We start from the raw sequence: 24,625 nt of genomic DNA on the forward strand, positions 1-24,625 counted from the left end.
ATGAATGCACCGAGCGAAAAACTGAACCTCAAAACCAATTCCGAGCTGATGGCCCGGCGCACGGCAGCGCTGCCCAAAGGTGTCGGCCAGGGGCACGCGCTGTTTGCCGAAACTGCCAGAAATGCCGAAATCTGGGACGTCGAAGGTCGTCGCTGGATCGACTTCTGCGCGGGTATTGCGGTGGTCAATACCGGGCATTGCCACCCCCGGGTCGTTGAGGCAGCGCGCCAGCAACTGGCGGCCTTCACCCATACCTGCTTCCAGGTAGTGGCCTACGAATCCTACGTCGAACTGTGTGAGCGGCTAAATGCGGCTGCCCCGGGGAGCACGCCGAAGAAGTCGTTTCTGGTCAACACCGGCGCCGAAGCCGTCGAGAATGCGGTCAAGATCGCCCGTGCGGCTACTGGGCGTTCGGGCATGATTGCCTTCGGTGGCGGCTTCCATGGTCGCACCATGTTCGGTCTCGCACTGACCGGCAAGGTGGCTCCCTACAAGATCAAGTTCGGGCCATTCCCGGGCGAGATCTTCCACGTTCCCTTCCCGAATGCCCTGCAGGGTGTCTCGGAGGACGATTCGATCGCGGCTATCGAGCGGCTTTTCACGACCAGTATCGAAGCTTCGCGCGTTGCGGCAATCTTCATTGAACCGGTGCAGGGAGAAGGTGGCTATGTCCCGGCGCCGCTCGGCTTCCTGCGCCGCCTGCGGGCCCTATGCGACACGCACGGAATTCTTCTCGTTGCCGACGAAGTGCAGACCGGCATTGGCCGCTGCGGCAAGCTGTTTGCCAGCGAGCACTATGCTGTCGAGCCCGACATCATCACCTTGGCCAAAGGCCTCGGCGGTGGCTTGCCAATCGCCGCGGTAGTCGGCAAGGCGGCGATCATGGACGCTGCAGAGGTCGGCGGTCTGGGTTCCACCTACGCCGGAAATCCGATGGCCGTTGCCGGCGCCCTGGCGGTACTCGACGTGGTCGAGGAAGAACAACTCTGCGCGCGCTCGATCGCTCTTGGCGAACACATGCGCGAGCGATTTATCGCCATGCAGGAGAAATTCTCGACGATCATCGAGGTGCGCGGACTGGGGGCGATGACGGCGGTTGAGTTCTGCCGCAACGGCGATGCAAAGCAGCCGGCAGCGGACATCGCTGTCGCCCTGAAGAATGAAGCGGCGCAACGCGGCTTGCTGCTGCTCTTGTGCGGGCCGCATGGCAATGTCTTGCGGGTAATGGTGCCGCTGACCATTTCGGATGCCGTGCTCAACGAAGGCCTGGATATCATCGAGGCATCGCTGCGGGCGGTGGGCGCCTGAACTGACCGTCCGCGACTGCCCGCGCGACAGAACTTGCAAGGGTCGAGGCCACTGAGCTGTAGCGGATGCGGGCAGTCCGGCCATCTGCGCGGGCCTCAGGCTGGTCAGCGGAGGCGGGTGCCCGCAGCGGTTTACTCCGGTGCGGGAAAGTAAGAAAGGCCAGGCAGCGACGCTGCCTGGCCTTTCTTCAGTACACGAAAGGTCGGTGCCGAATGCGTGCTTGCCCTTGCTGCCCTAATCGTAGGCCTTGTCGTTGGGCGATTTGTACAGCTCCTTGAGCGCGTACGAGAGGGCAAAGTTGAGGTTCAAGCCCTTCGGCGGGATCGGCTGCAGGAACCACTTGGCGTAGAGCTTGTCGGCTTCGCCTGAGGTCATCACTTTGGCCAGCGCCGCATCGACGACCTTCTTGAACGCCGGGTCGTCCTTGCGCATCATGCAGCCATAGGCTTCATACGATTGCGGCGTACCGACCACGCTCCATTCGCGGGCGTTCTTGGCTTTGGCCATTTCCCCAAAGAGCAACACCTCGTCCAAGACGAAAGCCGCCGCGCGGCCGCTTTCCAGGATCAGGAACGCTTCCCCGTGATCCTTGGCGCTGATGATCTTCATCTTCATATTGTTGTCGTCGTTCATTTTGCGCAGCAGACGCTCGGAGGTGGTGCCGGCGGTGGTCACGACGTTCTTGCCAGCCAGATCGGGAAAATCCTTGATCCCGGAGCTGGTCTTGGTCATTAGCCGGGTGCCGGCGACGAAGATGCTGTACGAGAAACTGACCTGTTCCCGACGTTCGGCGGTGTTGGTCGTCGAGCCGCATTCGAGGTCGACGCTTCCATTCTGGACGAGCGTGATGCGATTCTCCGAGGTTACCGGCAGCAGCTTGATATCGAGCTTGGCAAGCTGCAAGTCGGCCTTGATTGCCTCCACCGCCTTGAGCATCATGTCCTGCGAGTAGCCGACCACCTGCCGCTTGTCGTCGTAGTACGAGAACGGAATCGACGATTCGCGATGGCCCAACGTGATCAACCCGGTCTCCTTGATCTTCTTGAGCGTACCGGTCAATTCCTGAGCCAAGACCGGAGCCGACAGCAGGGTAGCAGTGGCAAGCGTTACAGCAATGGCGAGGCGCCGCGAAATAGTGAACATCGTCTTTGTCTCCTCTTCAAACGAATAATTGGTCACCGGTCGGCTTCAGTTCGGGCCGCTCGGGAACACGATGTCGCGCTCGCCGGCATGCGGCGCGAGCACGGACTGCTGCCAACGCTGGTCTTGCCACAGCAACTCGACACGGCGGTCTGTCGGTTGGTACACGGCACCGTACAGCGTGCCGTAACCGCGTCGGTAACTGGTCTGGAACAGCGGCGGCTGCAGCAGTGCTGTCGTGAGTTCCAGCAAGGAATGCTTTTTGTCGACCAGCTGTTCCAGGGCGGCGAAGCGCTCGACGGCACAAGTTGCCTTGGCGTGCTGCGGCCAATCGACCTTGTGCTGGAAGTTGGTGACCGCCCGCCGGCGACTGACATAGGGGGCTTCGTCGGGTCCGACGAACACGGTGGCCCAATTTCCGGAAGTGTCGAGCAGCGTGATGCTGTACGACATGTGTACGGGGAGGCGTTTGAGGATCGCGCAGGCATCCTGTACCGTGCTCGATACCTCCAGCAGGTAGCGCATCACCAGCGGGATGCCGAAGCCCGTGCCGGTTTGCGTTCTGCCGCCGAAGCTCAGTGAAGCGGCCAGGCCCGCCTCGTTCATGCCATCCAGCGCTCCCCATAGACAATCACCCATGGCCAGCACCCGCTGGCCGCACCAGCGGGTGGCCAGCCAGTTGCCTTCCAGCAAGGCCGGGGCGTAGTCGTAGTTGCGCACCAGCGCCGGGTCTTGGGCGCCGCAAGGGTCGATCCACACTGCTTGCGAGCAACCGGCAATATAAGCTGGCGGGCACCACAAGGAAAGCGCGCGCGCCTCAATGTCGCCACCGCCGGCCAACTCGACCAGTTGCTCCCAGGTGGGTACCAGCTCCGGCATGTGCTGGCGCAGCGCGCGCCGGCTTTCAAGGTAGCTGGGGCGATCGAAGACGCCGCTGCGCAGGTACCAGTCGCGGTAACCCGGCCAGCAGCGTTCGAAAAGCGCCTGCCACAATGGGCCGGGAGTGTCCTCCACCAGCGCCGTAAATCGCTGGTGGATAGGCAGGTCCGCGTGCGGCACGGCGGTCAAAGGATCTTGAACGCGCCGGGCTCCGGTGCCGCCTCGTGCTCGGTGGTAACGATTGGTTTGCCGGCATAGTACTGCTTGATGCCGCGAATCCAGTCACGGGCGCGCAGGTTGAGCTTGAAGTTATCGTCCATCGAACGGCCACGCGTAATCAGGATACCGAGGTCGGCGCCCTCATAGCGATAGTCACCCGAACCGGTGATGCGCAGGAAGAAGGCCTCGCGTTCGCTGTCGATCGCCTGGCGGTTATAGTCGAAGCGCTGGAAGCTGACGCTGCCGTCTTCGCTCATGCGGTAAATGCCGGTGCCCGGCGCGTGCGTGACCTGATCGACGTTCTTGTCAGTGTACTTCATCACCACCTGCGACCACGAATCGATGAAGTGCGGCTGCGCCCAGCGCTCGTTGATTTCGCTGACGTTGAGATCGAAGGGCACGCCCGAGAATTCCAGCAGGTGGAAGAGGAAGAGCGGGGCATCGGCATAGGCAAAGGCCGCGTGGTTGGTCATCGGGCTGGCGCCACAGACGCGTGGGTTCAGTTCGCCGAGATAGACGTCGCCGCTGTCCTGGTCGATCAGGAAATCGAGGTCGAAGTACCCTCGGTAACCTTCCTCGATCAACTGGTTGCCAAAACGCTCGGTCATGTCTCTGACCTGGGCGCGCACGGCTTCCGAGAAGGAACCGGGGAAAACCTCGTTGCCACACCAGCCGCCCTTGTAGGGCGTCAGTTCGCTGGCACCGACGACTTCGGTAAGCATCGGTCCGACCAGCGTTCCCGACTGCGTGGCGCAGGCTTCGAGCGTCGCCCCACGGCAGTTGATGCGCTTCATGATCTTGATTTCGGGATCCTTGCAGATATCTTCCTTGTGCTTGTTGAAATCGTCTTCGCAAGAGATGAAGAAAGTCGTGTGGCCGGAATCACCGAAGGCCGACTGCAGGACCAGGTGCTTGCCCAGTCCGTGGCGCTCGGCAATTTCCATAAGGTTGGCGAAGCTGCTCACCTTCTCGAGGGCGTTCGGTACCGACAACACGCCGGCCTTGTTGCCGATGCGTACCGTCTCCATCTTGTTGTCGCAACGCTGGCGCAGTTTGGCCGGCGGAAACCAGACTTCCATGCCCAGTTCCTTGGCCAGCTCCTCGGTCTTCTCGTCAAACATCAGGAAGGTTGCCGCCGGGCTGCCACCGCGGCGCTCGATGAAGTCGATCACGTCCTTGTGCTGCAACATGTGGTTGTTGATGTCTTCGATCGACGTGAACTCGTCGTGCGGCGTCTCCTGCGGGACGAAGACGTTCGGATGCCGGCCATCGAAGCAATCGATGTAGCTGATGAAGCGGAAGCGATTCACCCACTGGTCGATTCCCAGGAGATTGAAGTTGGTGGCGCTGATGAAATAGATCGGTCGCTCGTTGCGATGAAACATCAGCCGCAGGTCGGAAATTGTCTTTACTTTGAAAGTCATTATTTTCTCCTCTTCGTTGTCACCACAAAAAGACGGCTGGATTGACGCTCACCAGCGGTCATTTCACTCGCCTTCCGCCGCCTCGGCGCTGGCATTGACCTGCGCTTTCCAGACTGCGTTTGCCTGCCCTGCCAGTTCGAGTGCGGCTTCGGTAAAGATGCGAAAGCCCAGTTCAGGCCGGAAACCATGGATCTCTCGCACATCAAGCGCCTGCATGAACTGCAATATCTCGGCACTGATCACCTGTCCCGGCACGAGAATCGGGAAGCCCGGCGGGTAAGGGATGACGAACTGAGCAGAGACGCATTCGCGTGCGTTCCTGATCGCCTTGGCCGTATCGTCCATGGTCAGGTACTCGCAGTTGGCATCCTCGTAGCTAAGGAAGAAGGCGCTGCGGACGTCGCCATCGCGCGTCTCGCTCTGCCCGTCCAGGCTGCGGCCGCGGAAGGCCTGGTGGAAGCACGAGAAGTTGGGCAACGGGGGCAGTTCCAGGGTCAGGGAGCGCACGCGTTTTTCATGGATACGAAGTTCCGGAGTGCTCATGTCGCGCACCCTGTTGTCCACGTCGCGGGCGATCTTGACCAGCACGCCGAGCAGGTAGGCGATCGTCGAGCGGGTGGTGCCGATGTTGGTCATGAACAGCACCGTATTGCGCGAGGTCTTGTTGATCTGGATATCGTACTTGTCCATCAGGTACTTGTTCTTGATCGTGTCACCGTCCATCCCGGTCAGGCCGATGGCCAGCGTGGCGCGGCTGGGGTCGAGCGCAAACTCGTCCGACTGCCAGGCTTTCAACAGGTTTTCCCAGCCGGTCTCCATGTTGTACAGCGATTCGACGTGCGACTCGCGAAACTCCTCCGGCACCATGTCGGTCACGGTCAGGAAACGGAAGTGGCTATTGAGCTGGGGATTCGCGGCCACCTGGTCGCGCAGGTTCATCGCCAGCTCGAGCTGGCGCTGCACCAGTTCGTAGCCTTCCATTTCCACTTGCCGCCGCCCGACATCGAGGGTGGCGAGGATCTGGTAGTTGGGCGAAGTCGAGGTATGCGTCATGTAGGCCTCATGGAAGGCTTCCTCGGCCTTGTCCTTGAAGTCCTGATCCCAGACGTGGATCATCGAGCCCTGGCGCAGGGCGGTCAGCGTCTTGTGCGTCGAATGGGTGGCGTAGACGCGGATTCGTGCCTTGCCGGGGTCCGGCAGCAGGCGAGTGTTCAGGACTTTCTCGTCGTCAGCCCAGGCCGCCTCGTCAAAACTGCTGGCGAATTCCGCGTAGCGTTTGGCATAGGCCTCGCTCTTGAACATCTCGGTCAGCTTGGCGGCGGCACCCATGGCCGTGCGTGGGCGGTAGACCGGGTGGAAACGCGCGAAGGCGAACCACGCCTCGTCCCACAGGAACACCAGGTCAGGCTTGATGGCCAGGCACTCGAGCATCAGCCGCTCGACGTTGTAGACGATGCCATCGAAGGTGCAGTTGGTCAGCAGCACCATGCGTACGCGGTTCAGCGTCCCGGCGCGGCGCAAGTCGAGCAGCGTTTCCTTGATGTGGCGGATCGGCACCGCACCGTACATTGAGTACTCGTGCAGCGGATAGGCCTCCAGGTAGGTGACCTGTGCGCCGGCCAGGACCATCCCGTAGTGGTGCGACTTGTGGCAATTGCGGTCAACCAGAACGATGTCGTCGGGCCGGACGATGGCCTGGACAACGACCTTGTTGGCCGTTGACGTGCCGTTGGTGACCAGGAAAGTGCGCCGTGAGCCGAAGGCCCGCGCGGCATACTCCTGAGCCAGTTTCAACGAGCCCGTGGGTTCGAGCAGCGAATCGAGCCCGCCCGAGGTGGCCGAGGTCTCGGCCATGAACAGGTTCATGCCATAGAATTGGCCGAGGTCGCCGATCCAGTTCGAATTCATGATCGACTTGCCACGCGCCAGCGGCAGGGCGTGGAAAACGCCGGTAGGCTGCTTCGCGTACTTGCACAAGGCGTCGAAGAACGGGGTGTGATAGCGCTCGGCAACCCCTTGCATGATCGAATGGTTGAGTTCGAGCTTGTCTTCTTCGCCGAAAAATATGCGGTTGAAAGTTTCCCCCGCCTTCGCCGCCACGTCTTCGACATTGACGTCGGTGACCAGATAGAGATCCAGCTCCGGACGCAACTTCGCGATCTGTCGACCGAGCAGCGGACCGCGCTCTGACTCGGGCAGCAACTCGCCGTCGACCTCAGCACCATCAATGTAGCGCCGCCCGACGAGTTCGCGGAAGTAGAGCGACCGGTAGGGAAAGCCGTAGCGGATCACCACTGCCTGCAGGTTGAAGTTCACCCATGATGCAACCAGTGCATCCTCGAAGGTCGGCACGACGACGACGTCGTAGACGAAATCGTCGTCAGGTCTGCGCTCGTTGCGCACCTGGCGATGCAGCGCTTCCTCTTCTTCGACCAGCATGTCGTCGACGACCAGAACCTCGAAGTATGGGCAGCGCAGCTGCGCCTGGTACTCCTGCTCGCTTTCGATCTGCGAGGGCAAATCGGCATCGTTTTTCGCCCCCGTACCCTCGTGGCGATAGGTCAGCGAGGCCAGCGTGCGATGAAAGCGGCGAGCGATGATTGCGGCATGCGCCAGGTTGCCGCGATCGATGTGGCTACAGAGCTCGGCGAAGGCGCGGCGGCCCGGATACGCCCAACAGGCTTCAATCGGCCGCAAGGCTTCTGTCAGGGCGCCGACCTTGGTCAAGCGCTCTTCCCGGCCGGGGTCATCCTGTGCCCGCTTGGCGAGCTGCGAGAGGACGTCGACCAGCCCGATCCAGCTTTCCGATCGTACGTCCCAAACGCTGCGGTGGCGACTCAATGAGGTCGAGTCCGGGCCAGCGGTGCCTGTATTTAGGTTCATGACTTGTCTCCAGAGGTGCTGGCGGTTCGTTGCCGCCGGCTATGTGGGCTGCTCGATCGCGCTACCCGTGGGGAGCGGGGTAGCGCCTCCGCGCGGTCTGTTCGGACTAGCCGACCCAGAGTATCCAGGGGGTGCCGATGACCAGAAACACCAGGGTGCAGAAGGCGGTTGTCGTCAGCCCCAGGCGGTACAGTTCGCTCTGCTTGAGATAGCCGCTGGCGACGAAGATGATGTTCTGGCTGCCGCCTTGTGGCGTAATGACCGAGAAGTAGCTACTGGCAAACAGCAGCGCGTAGGCCATCAAATGGACGGGAACGCCCGATTTCACGCCGACGTCGAGAAACACCCCGAGCAGCGCCAGAACCTGCGCGTTCTGACTGACGAACCCGAAGTGGAGCAACACATAAATGACCAGCAAGGCAACGTAGGCGACCGGCCAGGCGAGGCCTTCCAGCCCGACAGCCAGTCGCTCGCCGACGTAGCCCATGAAGCCCATTTCGTTGAGCTGCCCACTCATGCCAAAAAGTATGGCCAGCCAGATGAAAGTGACCAGCGTGCCGCCCTGCTTGTTGATGTCTTCAAGCGTTAAAACGCCGCTGATCATCAGCGTGGCGAGACCGGCCAGGGCAATTGCCGTCAGGTTGAGCTTGTAGGGAGCCGCCAGTATCCAGCCGGTGACCATGATCACGAAAGTCACCGCCGTGATCCACTCGTTGCGCGACATCGGCCCCATGGTCTGCAGCTCTTTGCGGGCGATGCCTGGAGCTTCCGGAGTGGCGGTGATTCCTGGCGGAAAAACACGATAGAGCAGAGCCGGGAGCAGGGCGATCACCACCAGACAGGGTACGCTGGAGGCAAGCAGCCAGGAGCCGAAATCAATGCTCATCCCGTGTTCGGCGGCGAGTGCTGCTCCGACCGGGTTGCCCGAGGTGGCGGTGAACCACAGTGCCGAGGTGATGGCCAGGCTGGCCATGCCGCAAAACATCAGGTAGCCGCCGAGGCGGCGCAGGTTCTCGTCGTCGGGTGTCGAGCCCCTGCTTTGCGCCAGGGCCAGGATCACCGGGAAGAGAACGCCACCGCGAGCGGTATTGCTCGGGAAACCGGGGGCAATCAGGGTGTCGGTAATGAAGATGCTGTACGCCAGGCCGAGCGTCGATTTCCCGAATAGCGAAATCACATAGAGACTGATGCGCTTGCCAAGTCCGCTCTTGACCACCGCCTGAGAGACCAGGAAAGCGGTCACCACCAGGAGCACGATGGCGTTGGCAAAGGCACCGTAGGCCTTCTCCGGAGTCAGTGTGCCGGTAAGCACGACGATCGCACAAGCCAACACCGCCGAAGTGAAGAGCGGGAAGACATTGAGGACCACGGAGGTGATTGCCGAGGCGAAGACGGCAAACAGATGCCAGGCCTCAACGGTCAGGCCCGCGGGAACCGGCGCGAACCAGAGGCCGAAAAACATGATCAGGAGGATCACCAGTTTCACGATCCTTCCCGTTCCGAAAGCGGCTGTACTCATTGTTGACCTCCTGCAGTGGTGGGAGCAACCGCACTGGGCGACCCGAGGCGAGCCCAGCCATTCAGATCGACGACCCGGCCGGTCAGTTCGCTGCCTTCGAAAGCGCCGATGCGCTTCCATTTGAAGCTGTATTCACCGCTAACGCCGGCGTAGCGACCGGTACCGCCAATAAGCTTGCCTTCGATCAGCAGGCCCGGGCCGAGCCCTTCACCGCTTAACTCGCTGAAGACCTTGTCGCCGTTCTCGTCGGTCCACACGCTGCGCCCCTGCAGGCCGGTGGTAGTGTCGGAAAAGCCGATGACCTGGGCTTGGAAACCGCGATTTATTCGTTGCTTGCCGTTCAGCAGCAGCGAACCGCCAAGTTGGAAAATGACGGCTTGCTGGCCAGGTCCGAGGTCGAGGACCTGGCGTGTGCCGATGGTCGTCCAGTCGCCGGTGAAGCCTTGCTTCTCGTCGGCCGCCACGGTGCCCTCGGTGCTTGCAGCGCTAACTTTTGTCGCCGGTGGCGTCGCTGGCTGGCCGCAGGCGGTCACCAGTAGCACGCCGAGCAGGGCAATGCTTCTCGCGCAATGGTGTTTGCATGATGCAGGTGGAAAACGCATAGTCTTGCCTCCCGTCGGAAAAAGAAGCGGCAAAACGCAAGCGGCCGGTTCGCTACAACCTCTGTAGGTGGCCCCCGCGTCCACTGCTTTGAAGACTAGCACTTTGCCCTTTGCCAAGCCAATATTTTTTTTGGCGCATCAACTGCCCCTATGATTGCCAATGTCTTAGTGGTTTGTCGTACCGTGGAATCCTGAATATGCCATACGCAGCATAGGGGTTGAATGCCGCCATTATCGGAAAGCTCGCCTGTTTGTTGTCGCCGAGGCACAGGAGTATGGCAGCGGTATGCTGTGCTATCGCATTCCCGCGGGGCTGTACTTCCCGCTGGCCAACACGCTTGCTTCGCCAGCGGGCAGGCCGTCATCGTCGGCGGCAGCTTCGGTGGTGGCAAGCTGACCTACAAGGGCGAAGTCCATGACTTCAAGATTGGTGGCCCCACCGCATGAGGAAACGTCGGCGTGTCGACGATGAGTGCCGCAGGCGAGGTCTACGACCTGACGGACGTGGCCAACTTTCCCGGCACCTACACGAAACTCGACGCAAGTGCGACGGTGGGCGGCGGGGTTGGGGTGCTTCACCTGAAGAACGAACACGGCGTAATCATGAAGCTGACGTCGCGTCCAAAGGCCTTCAGCTGAACGCGGGCTCGGCAACCGGCGTCACTGTCACGATGAAGTAGGTCGCCTCGGCGCTTTGCCTTACTGGCGACCCAGCGTTTCGCTCACCCCGGCATGAGCGAAGGTCCGCTTGCCGCGGCGGCCTCGGGAAGCCGCCGGCCAGCGATGCTTCAGAACATTTCCGGGATGTACTTCACGGGATGCTCGCTTTTCTGGTACTTGCCAGCGCTTTGCCGTTTGGGCAGCTTGATGTCCAGTGGCTTGGCCACTTCGTAGGGAATGCTGTTCAGGATGTGCTTGATGATGTTCAGCCGCACCCGCCTCTTGTCGTCGGATCGTGCCGCAAACCACGGCGCCCATTCAGAATCAGTGGCCTCGAACATGTCGTCCCGGCTTTGCGAGTAGTCGTACCAGCGGCTGTACGACTTGAGGTCCATCGGCGACAGCTTCCAGCGCTTGCGTGGGTCGGTGATGCGCGCTTCGAGGCGGCGCGTCTGCTCGTCCATGTCGACTTCCAGCCAGTACTTGAGCAGGATGATGCCGTTCTTGCTGACCATGAGTCTTTCGAACAGGGGCGCTCCCTTGAGGAAATCCTCGACCTGCTCGTCGCTGGCGAAACCCATGACGCGTTCGACGCCGGCGCGGTTGTACCAGCTACGGTCGAAGATGACCACTTCGCCGGCTGCCGGCAAGTGCGGCAGGTAGCGCTGCACATACATCTGCGTCTTCTCGCGCTCCGTTGGCGCGGGTAGCGCGACGACCCGGAAAACGCGCGGGCTGACGCGGCCGGTGATGGCCTTGATCGTGCCGCCCTTGCCGGCGCCGTCACGGCCTTCAAAAACGATGACCACCTTGAGGCCTTTCTTGATCACCCATTCCTGGAGGTGCACCAACTCGGCTTCGAGCTTTTCGAGCTCCTTCAGGTAGGCCTTGTTCGACAACTTTTTGTGCGTCGAGGCCGCGGCCGTTTCGGCCGCGTCGCCGTTCAACGCTGCCAAGGGCATGTCGGGACTGATGTTGCCCAGGATTTTGTCTTTCTTTTGTGCCTTCTTTTTCTTGCCCATCGTTCCGATCTCTCCAATCGCTGTTGTCAATAGAAAAATCATCTTGCCACCAGAAGCCGGGTCATGCCGCCGCGCAAGCACGTCGGCGGCAAGGCCCTGCCACCACGGTTCGCCGCCTAAAAGACTTCCGGAACGTACTTCAGAGACAGCTTGGGTTCCTTGTAGTCGCCCTTCTTCTGTCTTGCGGGCAGCTTGATCTTGGGAGTCTTGGGTACTTCGTAGGGGATGCTGCTCAGGATGTGCTGGATGATGTTCAGGCGAACGCGCTTCTTGTCGTTGGAGTTGGCGACGAACCAGGGTGCCCAATGGGTATCGGTTTCCCTGAACATTCGGTCGCGCGAGCGCGAATAGTCGTACCAGCGGCTGAAGGACTTGAGGTCCATCGGTGAGAGCTTCCACTGCTTGCGCGGGTCGGTGATGCGTGCCTCGAGGCGCCGCTCCTGCTCGTCCATGTCGACTTCCAGCCAGTACTTGAGCAGGATGATGCCGTTTTCCTCGACCGCTGCCTTCTCGAACATCGGCGCCATCTTGAGGAAATGCTGCACCTGATCCTCGGTGGCGAAGCCCATCACCGTTTCGACGCCTATCCGGTTGTACCAGCTGCGGTCGAAGATGGCCACTTCGCCGGCCGCCGGGAAGTGCTCGATGTAGCGCTGGACGTACATCTGGCTCTTCTGGCGATCGGTCGGCGCGGGCAGGGCGACGACGCGGAAAATGCGCGGGCTGACGCGCGCGGTGATCGCCTTGATCGTTCCGCCCTTGCCGGCGGCATCGCGGCCTTCGAAGACCAGGATGACTTTGAGACCCTCTCTGATGACCCAGGACTGGAGATGAACGAGTTCCGCCTCGAGTTTCTCGAGGGCCTTGAGGTAGGCCTTATTGGACAATTTCTTCTGCGCTTTCTTGGCCTTTCCAGTTCCTTCTGCGCTAACGATCACCTCGGGCATCGCGCCGATCTCTGCTTCTGGCGGCATGTCCGGATTGATGTTTTCCTCGACCGGGGCTGGCGTGCCCGGTTTTTGCTTCTGGCTCATTGTCTTCTCCTTTGGTTGTCTCTGAGAAACTTCCTTGCTGGAAAATCGCCGGCGATGAAGCCGGTCAAACGCTGCCGCGCCGTTCAGGGCACCGCAGATTGCCAATGCCAATGCCGATGCCGTCGTCAGCCGCGGCGCGCCGGAAGTTCAGCGGCGATCACTGCACTTTGCGCGTGGCGGTCAGCTTGTCGGCCTCGCCTATCCAGCCGCCGCCCATCGCCAGGTAGAGATTGATCATCGCCTGGAACTGCGTTTGCTGCGTCTGCGTGTACTGCAACTGAACGTTGAACAGGCTGCGCTCGGCATCGAGAACTTCGATGTAGCTGGTGTAGCCGTTGTCGTAGCGCAGCCGGGCGGTTGCTGAATACTGCTCCAGCGCCTTGACCTGCTGCTTCTGCGCGCGCAGCTGCTCGCGTGTGCGCTCCTGATTGATGAGTGCGTCATTGACTTCGCGGAATGCTTCCTGGATGCTTCTCTGGTAGGCGAACAGGGCTTGCTGCTGCTGTGCTTCCGCTTCCTGCACCTGGCTGGCGATGGCGCCAGCGGTGAAGATCGGCATGGTGATCGGTGCCGCGTATTGCCAGGCCTTCGATTGGCTGTTGAACAGCTCGCTCAGACCATTGCTGGCGTAGCCGAAGAGCCCGGTCAGGGATATCGTCGGGAAGTAGGCGGCTTTGGCCGCACCGATCAGCGCGTTGGCGGCGATCAGGTTTTGCTCGGCCAGCTGAATGTCTGGCCGGCGTTCGAGAAGATCGGAGGGCAGGCCGGCAGGGATCGTCGGCAAGCTCAGTTGATCAATGTTCTTGCCGCGGGCGATGGGCCCGGGATTGCGACCGAGCAGGACGCTGAGGCCGTTCTCCTGCTGGGCGATCGCTCTTTCAATCGGCGGGATGCTGGCCAGCGCTTCGTCGTACTGCGACTTGTTCTGGCTCAGTTCGAGCGTCGAGATAATGCCGCCGAGATAGCGTTCCTGGAATACGGAGTAGGACTCTCCTCGGCTCAGGGCGGTCGCCTGGGCGATCTCCAGCTGGCGATCGAGGTCGCGGAGGTTGATGTAGGCTCCGGAAACCCGGCCAACCAGCGACAGGATCACCGCTCGGCGGGCGTCTTCACTGCCCAGTAGCTGTGCCCGGGCGGCTTCGTTCAGGCGGCGAATTCGCCCCCAGATGTCAATTTCCCAACTCGCGCTGATCACCGCCTGATAGCTGTTGTAGGTGGAGGGACTGCTGGCGCCGGAAAGTATGCTGCGCTGCCGGCTCGCCTCGTAGCCGGCGCCAACTTGCGGGAAGAGTTCGGCACGAGAGATGCCGTAGCGGCCGGCGAACTCCTCGATGCGCGCGGTGGCGATCAGCAGGTCGTGGTTGTTGTGCAATGCCGTGCTGACCAGATCGTCGAGTACCGGATCGTCGAACTGCTTCCACCAGGCAGTGTTTGCGAGCTCATTGGCCGTCTGGGTGTCGAGGCGCCAGGCCGGCGGCGTCTCCACCTGCGGACGAAGGTAGTCCGGGCCGATCATGCAGCCACTGGCGAGCAGCGCCAGCAGGGCGGCGATCATGGTCTTACGCATGGCTCGGGCCCTCCTTTGCGGCGATCTGCGTTGGCAGCTCGTCGCTTGCGCCGGCCTTGGCATGGCCGTCGCCACCTCCACCGCCACTTCCACCGCCGTCAGGGTGTTGATAGGGTCCCGTATGGCCCTTGTGCGCGAGCTTCTCGACGACGTAGAAACAGACCGGGACGATGAAGATCGCCAGACAGGTCGCCGCCAGCATGCCGCCGATCACCGCGCCGCCCATCACCTGCCGTGAAATGGCGCCGGCGCCGGTGGACAGGGCGAGCGGGATCAGGCCGAAGATGAAGGCGAAGGAAGTCATCAGGATTGGCCGCAGGCGCAGCTGCGCGCCCTTGAGTGTCGCGTCGGCGAGCGAAAGCTCACCTTTTTCATACTCCATCTTGGCAAACTCGACGATCAGGATGGCGTTCTTGGCGGCCAGGCCGATCAGCATCACCAGGCCGATCTGGGCGTAGATGTTGTTCTCCTGGCCGCGCAGCAGCAGTGCGGCGAAGGCGCCGGCGACGGCGATCGGTGTTCCCAGAAGGACCGAGAACGGCAGCGACCAGCTTTCGTACTGGGCCGCCAGGATCAGGAAGACGCAAAGCAGCGAGAAGCCGAAGATGACTGTTGGCGAGACGCCCTGCTGCGCTCTTTTCTCCTGGTAGGACATGCCCATGTAGTCGTAGCCCATTTCGCCCGGCATGGTTTCGGCGAACACCTCCTCGAGCGCCGTCATGACCTGATCGGAACTGTAACCGGGGGCTGCCGAGGCATTAATCTGCGCGCTGCGGTAGAGGTTGTAGCGCATCGTGAACTCCGGGCCGGCGATGTGGCGTACCGAGGTCAGCGCTGACAGCGGCACTGTTTCTCCGTCCTTGTTGCGCACATAGAACTGGCCGATCCCGTCAATATCGGTGCGGTAATCGCCCTCGGCCTGCAGGTAGACCTGCCATTGACGGCCGAAGCGGTTGAAGTAGTTGATGAAGCCGCTACCCAGGAAGCTCTGCAGGGTCTTGTACACATCGTCGATGTTGACCCCTTGCTTGAGTACCTTGTCGCGGTCGACATCTACAAACAGCTGCGGGACCGTGGGTCGGAAAGTGGTCGACACACCGGCCAGTTCGGGACGCTTTCGGGCAGCGTCGACGAACTTGGTGGTGTTCTCGGCGAGGAAGGCAATGTCCTTGCCGGAGCGGTCCTGAAGGATGAAAGTCGCGCCACCCGAGGTGCCGACGCCGGGAATCGCCGGTGGCGGAAACGAGAAGCCGATGGCACCCGGGATGCTGCCCAGTCTCTTGGTCAGCGCGGCCTTGATCGCTTCGTATTGCAGTTCGGGCGCCTTGCGTTCGGCCCAGTCCTCGAGGGTGATGAAGAAGAAGGCGCTATAGGTGTTCTGTACCTGACTGAGCATGTTGTAGCCGATGACCGTCGTCGTGTACTTGACGCCTGGAACCTCCATCACCAGCGCTTCCGCTTCCTTGGCGATTTCCCGGGTGCGCTGCAGCGAGGCCGCGTCGGGGAGCTGGATGCCGGCATAGACAAAGCCCTGGTCTTCATCGGGAAGGAAGCCGACGGGAGTCATTTTGCCGAGAAAACCGGCAGCGACGGCGATGCCGAGCAGGAAAAGGAGGCTGATTGCGCTCTTGCGGATGGCCAGGCGGCAGGTTCCGACGTAGCCGCCGGTGAGGCGGTTGAAGCCCCTGTTGAACCAGTCGTAGAACTTCTGGACCGGGCCGGTCCCCCTGACCTTTGGTTTGAGGAGCAGGGCGCAGAGCGCCGGGCTGAGGGTCAGCGCATTGAACGCAGAAATGATCACCGATAGCGCAATGGTGACCGCAAACTGCTGATAGAGCTGCCCGGTGATGCCGGGGATCATCGCCGTCGGTACGAAGACCGCCGAGAGGATGACGGCGATGGCAATCACCGGTCCGGTGACTTCGTCCATCGCTTTCATCGTCGCTTCCTTGGGCGACAAGCCGTGCTCAATGTGATGTTCGACGGCTTCGACGACGACGATCGCGTCGTCGACGACCAGACCGATCGCCAGCACCAGACCGAACAGCGACAGGGTGTTGATCGAAAAACCGAACACCGGGAAAAGCATGAAGGTGCCGACCAGTGATACCGGCACGGCGAGCAGCGGGATCAGGGTCGCACGCCAGCCTTGCAGAAAAGCGAAGACGACGATGATTACCAGGACGATGGCCTCGAACAGCGTGTGCTGGATGGCCGTGATCCCTTCGGTGACCGAGAGGGTGGTATCGAGAGCGACGACGTAGTCGAGGTCAGGCGGGAAACTTTCCTTGATCGTTTTCATTAGCGCCTTGGCGCCGTCTGCTGCCTCGAGGGCATTGGCGCCCGGCATCTGGTAGAGGGCGATCAGTGTCGCTGCCTTGCCGTTGAGGCGGCCTTCCATGTTGTAGGTTTGGGCGCCGAGTTCGATGCGCGCCACGTCGCGAACGCGAACGATCGATCCGTCCGGGTTGGCGCGCAGCACGACTTTGCCGAACTCCTCGGCACTCTCCAGGCGTCCCTGCGCGCGTACCGCGTAGGTGAATTCCTGCCCCGGTGGAGCAGGCTCGGCGCCGACCGTACCGGCCGGGTTAACGGTGTTCTGCGCGTTGACCGCGTTGATGATCTCGGGAATGGTGATGTTCAGCTTGGCGAGCTGGTCGGGCTTGACCCACAGGCGCATCGCGTACTGGCCGGCGCCGAAGACGGTGACGCTGGCGATGCCCTTGACACGCGTCATCTGGTCGTTGATGTTGATGTACGCGTAGTTCGAGAGGAAGACGCCGTCGTAGGTGTTGTTCGGCGAGTAAAGCGCGAACATCACCAGCGGCGAGGCAGTCGACTTCTGTACCGTGACGCCGAAGTTGCGCACGTCGGCCGGCAGTTGCGAGTCGGCCTGGTTGGAGCGCATCTGGGTGAGAATCTGGTCGGTGTTGACGTCGGTGGCAATGTCGAAGTTGACCGTCAGCGTCGATTGGCCGTTGTTGGCGTTGATCGAATACATGTAGTTCATGTTGTCGACGCCCGACATCTGCTGTTCGATCGGGGTGGACACCGCCTGTTCGACGGTCAGCGCGTCGGCGCCGGTGTAGGTGGAGTTGACCTTGATTTCCGGCGGCACGATGTTCGGGAACTGGGCGATCGGAAGCCCGACCATGGCCACCACCCCGATCAGCGTCATCAGGATCGAGAGGACCATGGCGACGATCGGCCGATTGATGAAGAACTTGGCCATGGCCGCTTACCCCTTGCTTTCGGGCGCGGGCGCCGCTGGTTTTTCCCCGGGCGCGGCCGCTTTCCCGTCAGCCGGTGCGGCCGCCGCGAAGGGTTGTGGATTGACCGTGCTGCCGTCCTTGACCTTCTGGGTGCCTTCGGCGATGACTTTTTCGCCGGGCTTCAGGCCGCTGGCGATGATCCAGTCCGAACCGATGCGGTTGCCGACGGTCACCGGGCGGATGGCAACCTTGTTGTCTGCGCCGACGACGGCAAGCAGGTATTTGCCCTGTATTTCGGTGACCGCTCGCTGCGGCACCAGCAGTGCTCCCTTTTCGATCGCCATCGTCGCCCTGATGCGTCCGTATTGACCGGGGCGGAGCAGTCTATCGGGATTCGGGAAGAGGGCGGCACCTTTGAAGGTGCCGGTCGTGGTGTCGACCTGGCGGTCGAGTACCGAGAAACGACCCGCGTGCGGGTAGGTCGAGCCATCGACCAGGATCAGTTGGAGGGGTATCCGTTCCGGTCGCGTGCCTTCGGCCTGGATGGCCCTGGCGAGGACGAGATACTCGCGTTCGCTGATGTTGATATAGACCTTGATCGGGTCGACGGTTGACACGGTCGTCAGTTCGGTCGGCATGCTCGGGCTGAGCAGGTCGCCGATCTGCGCCTTGGCGATGCCGGCAATGCCCGCGATCGGAGAGGTGATGCGGGTGAAGCTGAGATTGAGTTTCGCAGTATCCAGCGAGGCTTCGGCGGCTTCAAGAGATGCCTTGGCCGACAGCTCGGCACCGGTGGTGTCGTCGAGATCCTTCTGACTGAGGGCGTTCTTGGCCGCCAGAGGCTTGACCCGCTTTAGATTTGCCTTGGCAGTCTGGTAGAGCGCGCCTTGCTGAGCACGCAATCCCTGCGCCTGGTCGACGGCTGCCTGGAAAGGGCGCGGGTCGATCTGGAACAGCAACTGTCCTTTCTTGACCCAGTCGCCTTCGGTGTACGTCTGCTTGATCAGGTAGCCGGTCACTTGCGGGCGGATGACGGCATTGACGTCGCCATCCAGAGAGCCAATCCACTCCTCGTAAATCGGCACGTCCTTCTGCGTCACGGTGACGACTTCGACAGTCGGAGGTGCCGGCGGCGCGGCCACTTCTTTCTTGCCACAGCCCGCCGTAAGCAGCAGCGCAACGCTGGCCAGGCTGGCAGCCGTATACCCGAGGGTACGACGACGCGCGGACGAGAAGAAGATTGGGGTAGAGGTCATGACGGCTCCTGCGTGGGGACAGTTGGACTGGCTTGTTGCTGCTCGGAAAATTCCCGAAGTCTATGAGAAGGGTCGATAGGGCAAGTCTCGTCTACTTTTCCTTCTTGCGACGGTAAGGCGCATTGGACGAGAAAAGCCGGATTATAAGAGAAATTGGGGAATCATTATGCTCTACGTAGGCATCGCAAATGCATGTCAGTCGGTCGCCTGGTCAGAAATCAACTGGGTGCGGCCGGGGCTCAGTAGGCGGGCCCAGGGGCAGCGCGGGGAAGCGTTTTCCAGTGGGTTGCTGCTGGGGAAATGTCCACCGGAGCACTTGCCTTTAATGTGAAAGTCGCGCAAGCGACTCACGAAACTCCCTTCTCCCCTTGCGGGAGAAGGGGCAGGGGAAGAGGGAAACGGTCATGACTTTCATGATTCGGGGTGTCTCGACATGTCATGACCGTTCGCTGCATGGCCGATATTTGCGGGAGGATCGGATCTCCTTGACCTGGAGGCTTGTGCGCCTTGGCGGAAAGTATCTCCGACCCTCGCTCACGCGAACAAACGCGCGACTTACTTTTGCGTTTCGACCATCACCAGCGGCTCGTCAGCAACGGCCACGGTGGCGGGCTTGCGACGTGGCTTGCGTGCCGTCGCCGCTGCAGTCACTTCCTCGGCTTGCCATGATTGCGCCTTGTCGGTGTTGGTTTCGATCATCACCAATTCACTGCGCACGTTCACCGCCGGGGTGGCGGTTGGCGGTGGAGCGGACTCGACCAGATCAAGGGCTGCCGGAACGTCTACCACCACCTCTTCTGCTGCTGTAGCTACGGGGCTTACCGGGACTTCTGCGCCGGAGCTCGCTTCGATGACGGGCGGCGTTGCGACTACGAGCGGTGGTTCGACGGCTGTTGGCGTTTCGGCAGCGGCAGCTGTGACGGGGGCGCCTGCCTCCGCCACGGCGGCGGCACTTGCTTCCGGCGCGTTCGCGGTAAGGACTTCGCTCGCCGCCTTGGCTGTTGTCGCCGCAGCGTCGGGGTTTGCCGCAGTGTTTTCCGCCTTGCCGGAGTTGACCGGCGCGGTCGTGTCGGCAAGCTCGGCCAGCAGCGCCGGCGCCGGCGCAGGGGGGGCGCCCGCGGCGGGGCGCTGGATGACGACCTTGGCAGGTTGCGGGTGGGGTTGCTCCGTGCTGATCGGCACCACCGGCACGCTTTCCGGCGCGGCGGTGGCCGGCGGGTTTGCGGCCTGCTGCGGCTCGGCTGTAGTGGGTGCAGTTCTTGCCGCTGGCGCGCTAGCTGGTGCGGCGCGACTGGCTGCCGTTTCGCTGTTCAGGAGGTCGACCTGGTTCTCGGTTTTCTCGCCGCGCTCGCGGCGACCACCGCGACGCCCACGACGGCGTGGGGCGCTACCGTTCTCGCTGGTCGCTTGTTCAGGAGCGGGGCTGTTCGGGCGCGGAGCGTGTTCTGGCTGCAGCGTGGCTGGTGCTTCAAGCTCTTGTGGCGGGGCAGATTGCTCCTTGCGCTCGCCACGTGGTTCGGAACGCCCGCGACGGGGTTCGCGGGGTTCGCGGGGCTCTCGCGGCTCACGAGTCCGCGACGGTTCCGGGCGTGCCTGCGGGGCGGTCTGTGGCGCTGCGGCCTCGTTTTGCTCACGATTGCCGCGTGGTGCAGGTGCTTCACGCGTCTCCTCGCGACGATTGTTGCGAGCGTTGCCGCGGCGGGGATCGCGCTGTGAGTCACGTGCCGAACTGCTGGCACGAGCGGGCCTTGCCGGTACCGGTGCCGGTTCGGCTGGCGCTGCCTCGGGCTTGTGCTGGAACCAGGAAATAATCCGGCTCACGAAGCCACTTGCCGCGCTGGCTGGCTTTTCGGCCGCGGGCGGGGGTTCTTGCGCGCGCATCGGTGCTGGTTGCGACGCGGTAACGCCCTTGATTGCCGCTTCGGGGCGCGACGCTTTGGCGTCAGCGACGGTCGTCGCACCGGCGACGTCTGCGGTGGGCATGTCGACCATGCGGTACGAGGGCTGCAGCTGTTCGTCGTGGACCAGTTCGTCCTGGCGAACGCGGACGATCGTGTGCTGTGGCGTTTCGAGGTGCATGTTGGGAATCAGCAGGATAGTCACTTTGTGTCGCTGCTCGATTTCCTGGACATCGGTTCGCTTTTCGTTGAGCAGGAAAGTGGCGACGTCGATCGGTACCTGGGTGTGCACCGCCGCCGTGTTGTCCTTCATGGCCTCTTCTTCGAGAATCCTCAGGATGTGCAGGGCGGCCGATTCGGTACTACGGATGTGACCAGTCCCCGAGCACCGCGGGCAGGCGATGTAACTGGTTTCCGCGAGCGCCGGGCGCAGGCGCTGGCGCGACAACTCGAGCAGGCCGAAGCGGCTGATCTTGCCGGTCTGCACGCGTGCACGGTCAAAGCGCAGTGCGTCGCGGACGCGATTCTCGACGTCACGCTGGCTGCGCTGGCTCTCCATATCGATGAAGTCGATGACGATCAGGCCACCGAGGTCGCGCAGGCGCAATTGACGGGCGACTTCTTCTGCCGCTTCGAGGTTGGTTTTCAGCGCTGTCTCTTCAATGTCGGCGCCGCGCGTCGAGCGGCCCGAGTTGACGTCGATAGACACCAGGGCTTCGGTATGGTCGATGACGATGGCGCCACCCGACGGCAGGCCGACCTGACGCGAATAGGCCGATTCGATCTGGTGCTCGATCTGGAAGCGAGAGAAGAGCGGCACATCGTCGTGATAGCGCTTGATGCGGTCGACCGTCGCTGGCATCACGTGCGCCATGAACTGACTTGCCTGTTCGAAGACGTCGTCGGTGTCGATCAGTATTTCGCCAATGTCGGGCTGAAAGTAGTCACGAATGGCACGGATCACCAGGCTACCTTCCTGGTAGATCAGGAAGGCTCCCTTCTGCTGATGGGCGGCGCCCTCGATGGCTTTCCACAGCTGCAACAGGTAGTTGAGATCCCATTGCAGCTCTTCGGCATTTCGGTCAATGGCCGCCGTCCGGGCGATCAGGCTCATGCCCTGCGGGACATCAAGCTGATCCATCACTTCGCGCAACTCGGCGCGCTCGTTGCCCTCGACACGGCGCGAGACACCGCCGCCGCGTGGGTTGTTCGGCATCAGTACCAGATAACGCCCGGCGAGGCTGATGAAGGTCGTCAGCGCCGCTCCCTTGTTGCCACGCTCGTCTTTGTCAACCTGGACAATCAGCTCCTGGCCTTCGCGAAGCGCTTCCTTGATTGTCGTGCGGCCGGCATCGACACCGGGCTGGAAGAAGGCGCGGGACACTTCCTTGAAGGAGAGAAAACCGTGCCGCTCGGAGCCGTAGTCGACAAATGCCGCTTCCAGACTGGGCTCGATGCGGGTAATGACTGCTTTATATATGTTGCTTTTTTTCTGTTCCTTGGCGGCCGATTCAATGTCCAGATCAATGAGTTTCTGACCGTCGACAATGGCGACACGCAGTTCCTCGGCCTGTGTCGCGTTAAAAAGCATGCGTTTCATAATAAATTGGGCTCCCACGCGCTCTCACGGGGGAATTGCCTGCTTCAGGCAGCGACGGATTAGCTGTTTGGTGGGGTGCTTGAGGGGCTCTCCGACAGGGCAACTAATAGGGCAATCTCGCCGACTTGTCAGTCGTCTGGCCTTTGAAATCAAGGACTCCGGAATCTGCCTGGGCCGTTCCGCAGGTGCTGGGCGCGCGCAGTTCAAGTAGTATCGCTACTTAGTGGTGAGCGTACTTAACCAGGTGCATCGCGTTGAGTGATCTTGCGCAGATTGGCGCAAGCGAGGCGGCTGAGGCCTGCCGGAAAGTGCGTCGCAATTGCTTTAGAATCGGCGCCGCTGGACGGTCTCACGGGTCAGCGCCTCTTTCAACTCAAGACGCAAAACGAGCGAAGTATATTCAAAATGGCCGAAGTTAGCAAAAGCTCCGTGATTCAGGAGCTGATCACCGAGAACGAACACGGACAGCGCCTGGACAACCTGTTGCTGAAGAAGTGCAAGGGAGTGCCCAAGAGCCACGTCTACAGCATCGTGCGCAGCGGTCAGGTGCGGGTGAACGGGCGCCGCACCGCGGTATCGTATCGCCTGCAAATTGGCGATGTGGTGCGCATTCCGCCGATGCGCACGGCGCAGGTCGAGCAGGAAGTCGTGGACGGGGCGGCCCTCAAGGCGCAGCTGCCGGTGGTCTATGAAGACGAGGGCTTGCTGGTCGTTGACAAGCCGGCAGGCCTTGCCGTGCATGGGGGCAGCGGGGAGAGCTTTGGGGTCATCGAGGCGCTGCGCCGGCAGCGGCCGCAGGCACGCTTTCTCGAACTCGCACATCGCCTGGATCGCGAGACTTCCGGCCTGCTGTTGATCGGCAAGAAGCGCTCGGTGTTGCTGGTCTTGCACGAGATGTTCCGTGCCGGTGCCCGCGGCGGTAGTGAGCGCGGCGCCGACAAACGTTATCAGGTCTTGGTCGCCGGGCGCTGGATGGACCCGGTACGCAAGGTCCGCTTGCCTTTGCTCAAGTATCTGTTGCCGTCCGGCGAGCGCCGGGTTCGTGTCGCAGACGACGGCAAGGTGGCCTATACCGTGTTTCGGCTGCTGGCGCGCTGGGAGCATTTCAGTCTTCTCGAAGCGGAACTGAAAACGGGGCGGACGCACCAGATTCGCGTGCATCTTGCACACCTTGGCTTTCCCATTGCCGGTGACGAGAAGTACGGCGATTTTGCCCTCAATCGGATCCTTACCAGGGACGGGCTGAAGCGCATGTTCCTGCACGCCACGAAAATGACGATGCCGCATCCGCAGGACGGTCACGAAATGATGCTGGAAGCCGCTTTGCCGAGCGCCCTGGCGCAGTTCCTGCGCAATGTTTCGAAAAAGGAGAGGCAGGACTATGGCGAGCCGGTTTAAATTGCTGGTATTCGACTGGGACGGCACCCTGCTTGATTCGGCGGGGGCGATTGTCGACGCCATCCAGGCGGCGTGCAGTGACCTCGGTTTGCCGATCCCGGCGGACGAGCGGGCTCGGCATGTGATCGGGCTCGGCCTGCACGATGCGTTACGCTTCGCGGTGCCGAATCTGCCCGCCGACAGCTATCCATTGATGGTCGAGCGCTACCGCCATCACTACCTGCAGCACGATCACGAACTGCAGTTGTTCGACGGTGCTGCAGCCATGATCGCCGAACTGGCCGCGGCCGGTTTTCTGCTCGCCGTGGCCACCGGTAAGAGCCGGATCGGACTCGATCGCGCCTTGCGCAGCAGTGGCCTGGGGCCGTATTTTCACGCCTCACGCTGTGCCGACGAGTGTTTTTCCAAGCCGCATCCGCAAATGCTTGAGGAGTTGATGGATGAATTGTCGGTCGACCCGGAACGGACGCTGATGATCGGTGATACAACGCATGACCTGCTGATGGGCAAGAACGCTGGCGTTGCCTGCCTGGCCGCCGGCTATGGCGCGCATCCAGCGGCCGCGCTGGATGCGCTGGCTCCCTTGGCCCGTCTCCAGGAGATTGATGAGGTGGCGCAATGGTTGCGAATCAACGCCTGATCTGCCTGTCTGCCGATTTGATCGACGGCGGCGCCGGCGTTCGTTTCACCGTCCCGGGGGGCGAGAGTGAAGAGCCGGCCTTCGCCGTGCGTTTTCGTGGTCGGGTGGCGGCCTATCTCAATCGCTGTGGTCACGTACCCGTTGAACTGGACTGGCAGCCCAATGAATTCTTCGATGATTCCAAGCTATACTTGATTTGCGCGACACATGGCGCCTTGTATTCCCCTCAAGACGGTCGCTGTCTGGGCGGCCGCTGTAACGGTAGAGGCCTGACGCCGCTAGCGATCGAAGAGCGCGATGGCGCCATCTACTACACCCCAAGCGAGCAAGAAGCGTGACTACTCCTGAAAACGAACCCCAATGG

18 protein-coding genes are annotated in these 24,625 nt (G+C 61.7%); 6 read left to right on the forward strand and 12 right to left on the reverse strand.

Annotated features, from left to right (window positions below):
- Positions 1-1,308, forward strand: a complete 1,308-nt coding sequence (gene gabT, locus QZ648_RS06450; protein ID WP_291996454.1) for a 4-aminobutyrate--2-oxoglutarate transaminase — start codon at positions 1-3, stop codon at positions 1,306-1,308.
- A 234-nt stretch (positions 1,309-1,542) separates the two neighbouring features.
- Here the strand turns inward: gabT and QZ648_RS06455 are convergent, their stop codons facing one another.
- The 6 genes from QZ648_RS06455 to QZ648_RS06480 all read right to left on the reverse strand — a co-directional run bounded on the left by QZ648_RS06455 (position 1,543) and on the right by QZ648_RS06480 (position 9,974).
- Complete coding sequence (locus QZ648_RS06455; protein ID WP_291996455.1) at positions 1,543-2,451, reverse strand: glutamate/aspartate ABC transporter substrate-binding protein; 909 nt, start codon at positions 2,449-2,451, stop codon at positions 1,543-1,545.
- A gap of 45 nt (positions 2,452-2,496) precedes the next feature.
- Positions 2,497-3,507, reverse strand: coding sequence for a C45 family peptidase (locus tag QZ648_RS06460; protein WP_291996456.1), 1,011 nt, complete (start codon positions 3,505-3,507; stop codon positions 2,497-2,499).
- A 5-nt stretch (positions 3,508-3,512) separates the two neighbouring features.
- Positions 3,513-4,970, reverse strand: coding sequence for a biotin carboxylase (locus tag QZ648_RS06465; RefSeq protein WP_291996457.1), 1,458 nt, complete (start codon positions 4,968-4,970; stop codon positions 3,513-3,515).
- A gap of 63 nt (positions 4,971-5,033) precedes the next feature.
- The gene (locus tag QZ648_RS06470) at positions 5,034-7,853 is read right to left on the reverse strand and encodes an aminotransferase class I/II-fold pyridoxal phosphate-dependent enzyme (protein ID WP_291996458.1); all 2,820 of its coding nucleotides are present in this window, start codon (positions 7,851-7,853) and stop codon (positions 5,034-5,036) included.
- A gap of 106 nt (positions 7,854-7,959) precedes the next feature.
- Complete coding sequence (locus QZ648_RS06475; protein ID WP_169067267.1) at positions 7,960-9,372, reverse strand: DASS family sodium-coupled anion symporter; 1,413 nt, start codon at positions 9,370-9,372, stop codon at positions 7,960-7,962.
- Positions 9,369-9,974, reverse strand: a complete 606-nt coding sequence (locus tag QZ648_RS06480) for a hypothetical protein (RefSeq protein ID WP_291996459.1) — start codon at positions 9,972-9,974, stop codon at positions 9,369-9,371. The genes QZ648_RS06475 and QZ648_RS06480 overlap by 4 nt, the downstream gene beginning before the upstream one ends.
- Before the next feature lie 291 nt (positions 9,975-10,265).
- On the opposite strand from QZ648_RS06480, the gene QZ648_RS06485 reads away from it, so the two are divergent.
- The gene (locus tag QZ648_RS06485; RefSeq protein WP_169067005.1) at positions 10,266-10,421 is read left to right on the forward strand and encodes a hypothetical protein; all 156 of its coding nucleotides are present in this window, start codon (positions 10,266-10,268) and stop codon (positions 10,419-10,421) included.
- Between the two features lie 12 nt (positions 10,422-10,433).
- Entirely contained in the window at positions 10,434-10,613 is a 180-nt protein-coding gene (locus QZ648_RS06490) for a hypothetical protein (protein ID WP_169067006.1), read from the forward strand.
- A 149-nt stretch (positions 10,614-10,762) separates the two neighbouring features.
- Here QZ648_RS06490 and ppk2 (QZ648_RS06495) read toward each other — a convergent pair whose 3' ends face one another.
- The 6 genes from ppk2 (QZ648_RS06495) to QZ648_RS06520 all read right to left on the reverse strand — a co-directional run bounded on the left by ppk2 (QZ648_RS06495) (position 10,763) and on the right by QZ648_RS06520 (position 22,223).
- On the reverse strand, positions 10,763-11,596 hold the full coding sequence (ppk2, locus tag QZ648_RS06495; RefSeq protein ID WP_248595429.1) for a polyphosphate kinase 2: 834 nt from the start codon (positions 11,594-11,596) through the stop codon (positions 10,763-10,765).
- 176 nt (positions 11,597-11,772) lie between these two features.
- On the reverse strand, positions 11,773-12,603 hold the full coding sequence (gene ppk2 / locus QZ648_RS06500; RefSeq protein ID WP_248595430.1) for a polyphosphate kinase 2: 831 nt from the start codon (positions 12,601-12,603) through the stop codon (positions 11,773-11,775).
- A gap of 244 nt (positions 12,604-12,847) precedes the next feature.
- Entirely contained in the window at positions 12,848-14,257 is a 1,410-nt protein-coding gene (locus tag QZ648_RS06505; protein ID WP_169067009.1) for an efflux transporter outer membrane subunit, read from the reverse strand.
- Positions 14,250-17,489, reverse strand: coding sequence for a multidrug efflux RND transporter permease subunit (locus QZ648_RS06510; protein ID WP_291996460.1), 3,240 nt, complete (start codon positions 17,487-17,489; stop codon positions 14,250-14,252). The genes QZ648_RS06505 and QZ648_RS06510 overlap by 8 nt, the downstream gene beginning before the upstream one ends.
- Before the next feature lie 6 nt (positions 17,490-17,495).
- Positions 17,496-18,725, reverse strand: a complete 1,230-nt coding sequence (locus QZ648_RS06515; RefSeq protein WP_169067010.1) for an efflux RND transporter periplasmic adaptor subunit — start codon at positions 18,723-18,725, stop codon at positions 17,496-17,498.
- A 555-nt stretch (positions 18,726-19,280) separates the two neighbouring features.
- Positions 19,281-22,223, reverse strand: coding sequence for an Rne/Rng family ribonuclease (locus QZ648_RS06520; protein WP_291996461.1), 2,943 nt, complete (start codon positions 22,221-22,223; stop codon positions 19,281-19,283).
- 405 nt (positions 22,224-22,628) lie between these two features.
- Here QZ648_RS06520 and QZ648_RS06525 point away from each other — a divergent pair, with 405 nt between their 5' ends.
- The 3 genes from QZ648_RS06525 to QZ648_RS06535 are packed head-to-tail and all read left to right on the forward strand — an operon-like array spanning position 22,629 to position 24,599.
- On the forward strand, positions 22,629-23,621 hold the full coding sequence (locus QZ648_RS06525; protein ID WP_291996462.1) for an RluA family pseudouridine synthase: 993 nt from the start codon (positions 22,629-22,631) through the stop codon (positions 23,619-23,621).
- On the forward strand, positions 23,605-24,261 hold the full coding sequence (locus QZ648_RS06530; RefSeq protein WP_291996463.1) for an HAD-IIIA family hydrolase: 657 nt from the start codon (positions 23,605-23,607) through the stop codon (positions 24,259-24,261). Before QZ648_RS06525 ends, QZ648_RS06530 begins: the two co-directional genes overlap by 17 nt.
- Positions 24,240-24,599, forward strand: coding sequence for a Rieske 2Fe-2S domain-containing protein (locus QZ648_RS06535; protein ID WP_291996464.1), 360 nt, complete (start codon positions 24,240-24,242; stop codon positions 24,597-24,599). Before QZ648_RS06530 ends, QZ648_RS06535 begins: the two co-directional genes overlap by 22 nt.
- Positions 24,600-24,625 lie beyond the last annotated feature (26 nt).

The sequence above is a fragment of the Candidatus Accumulibacter sp. ACC012 genome, assembly GCF_907163155.1.
Classification (GTDB): domain Bacteria; phylum Pseudomonadota; class Gammaproteobacteria; order Burkholderiales; family Rhodocyclaceae; genus Accumulibacter; species Accumulibacter delftensis.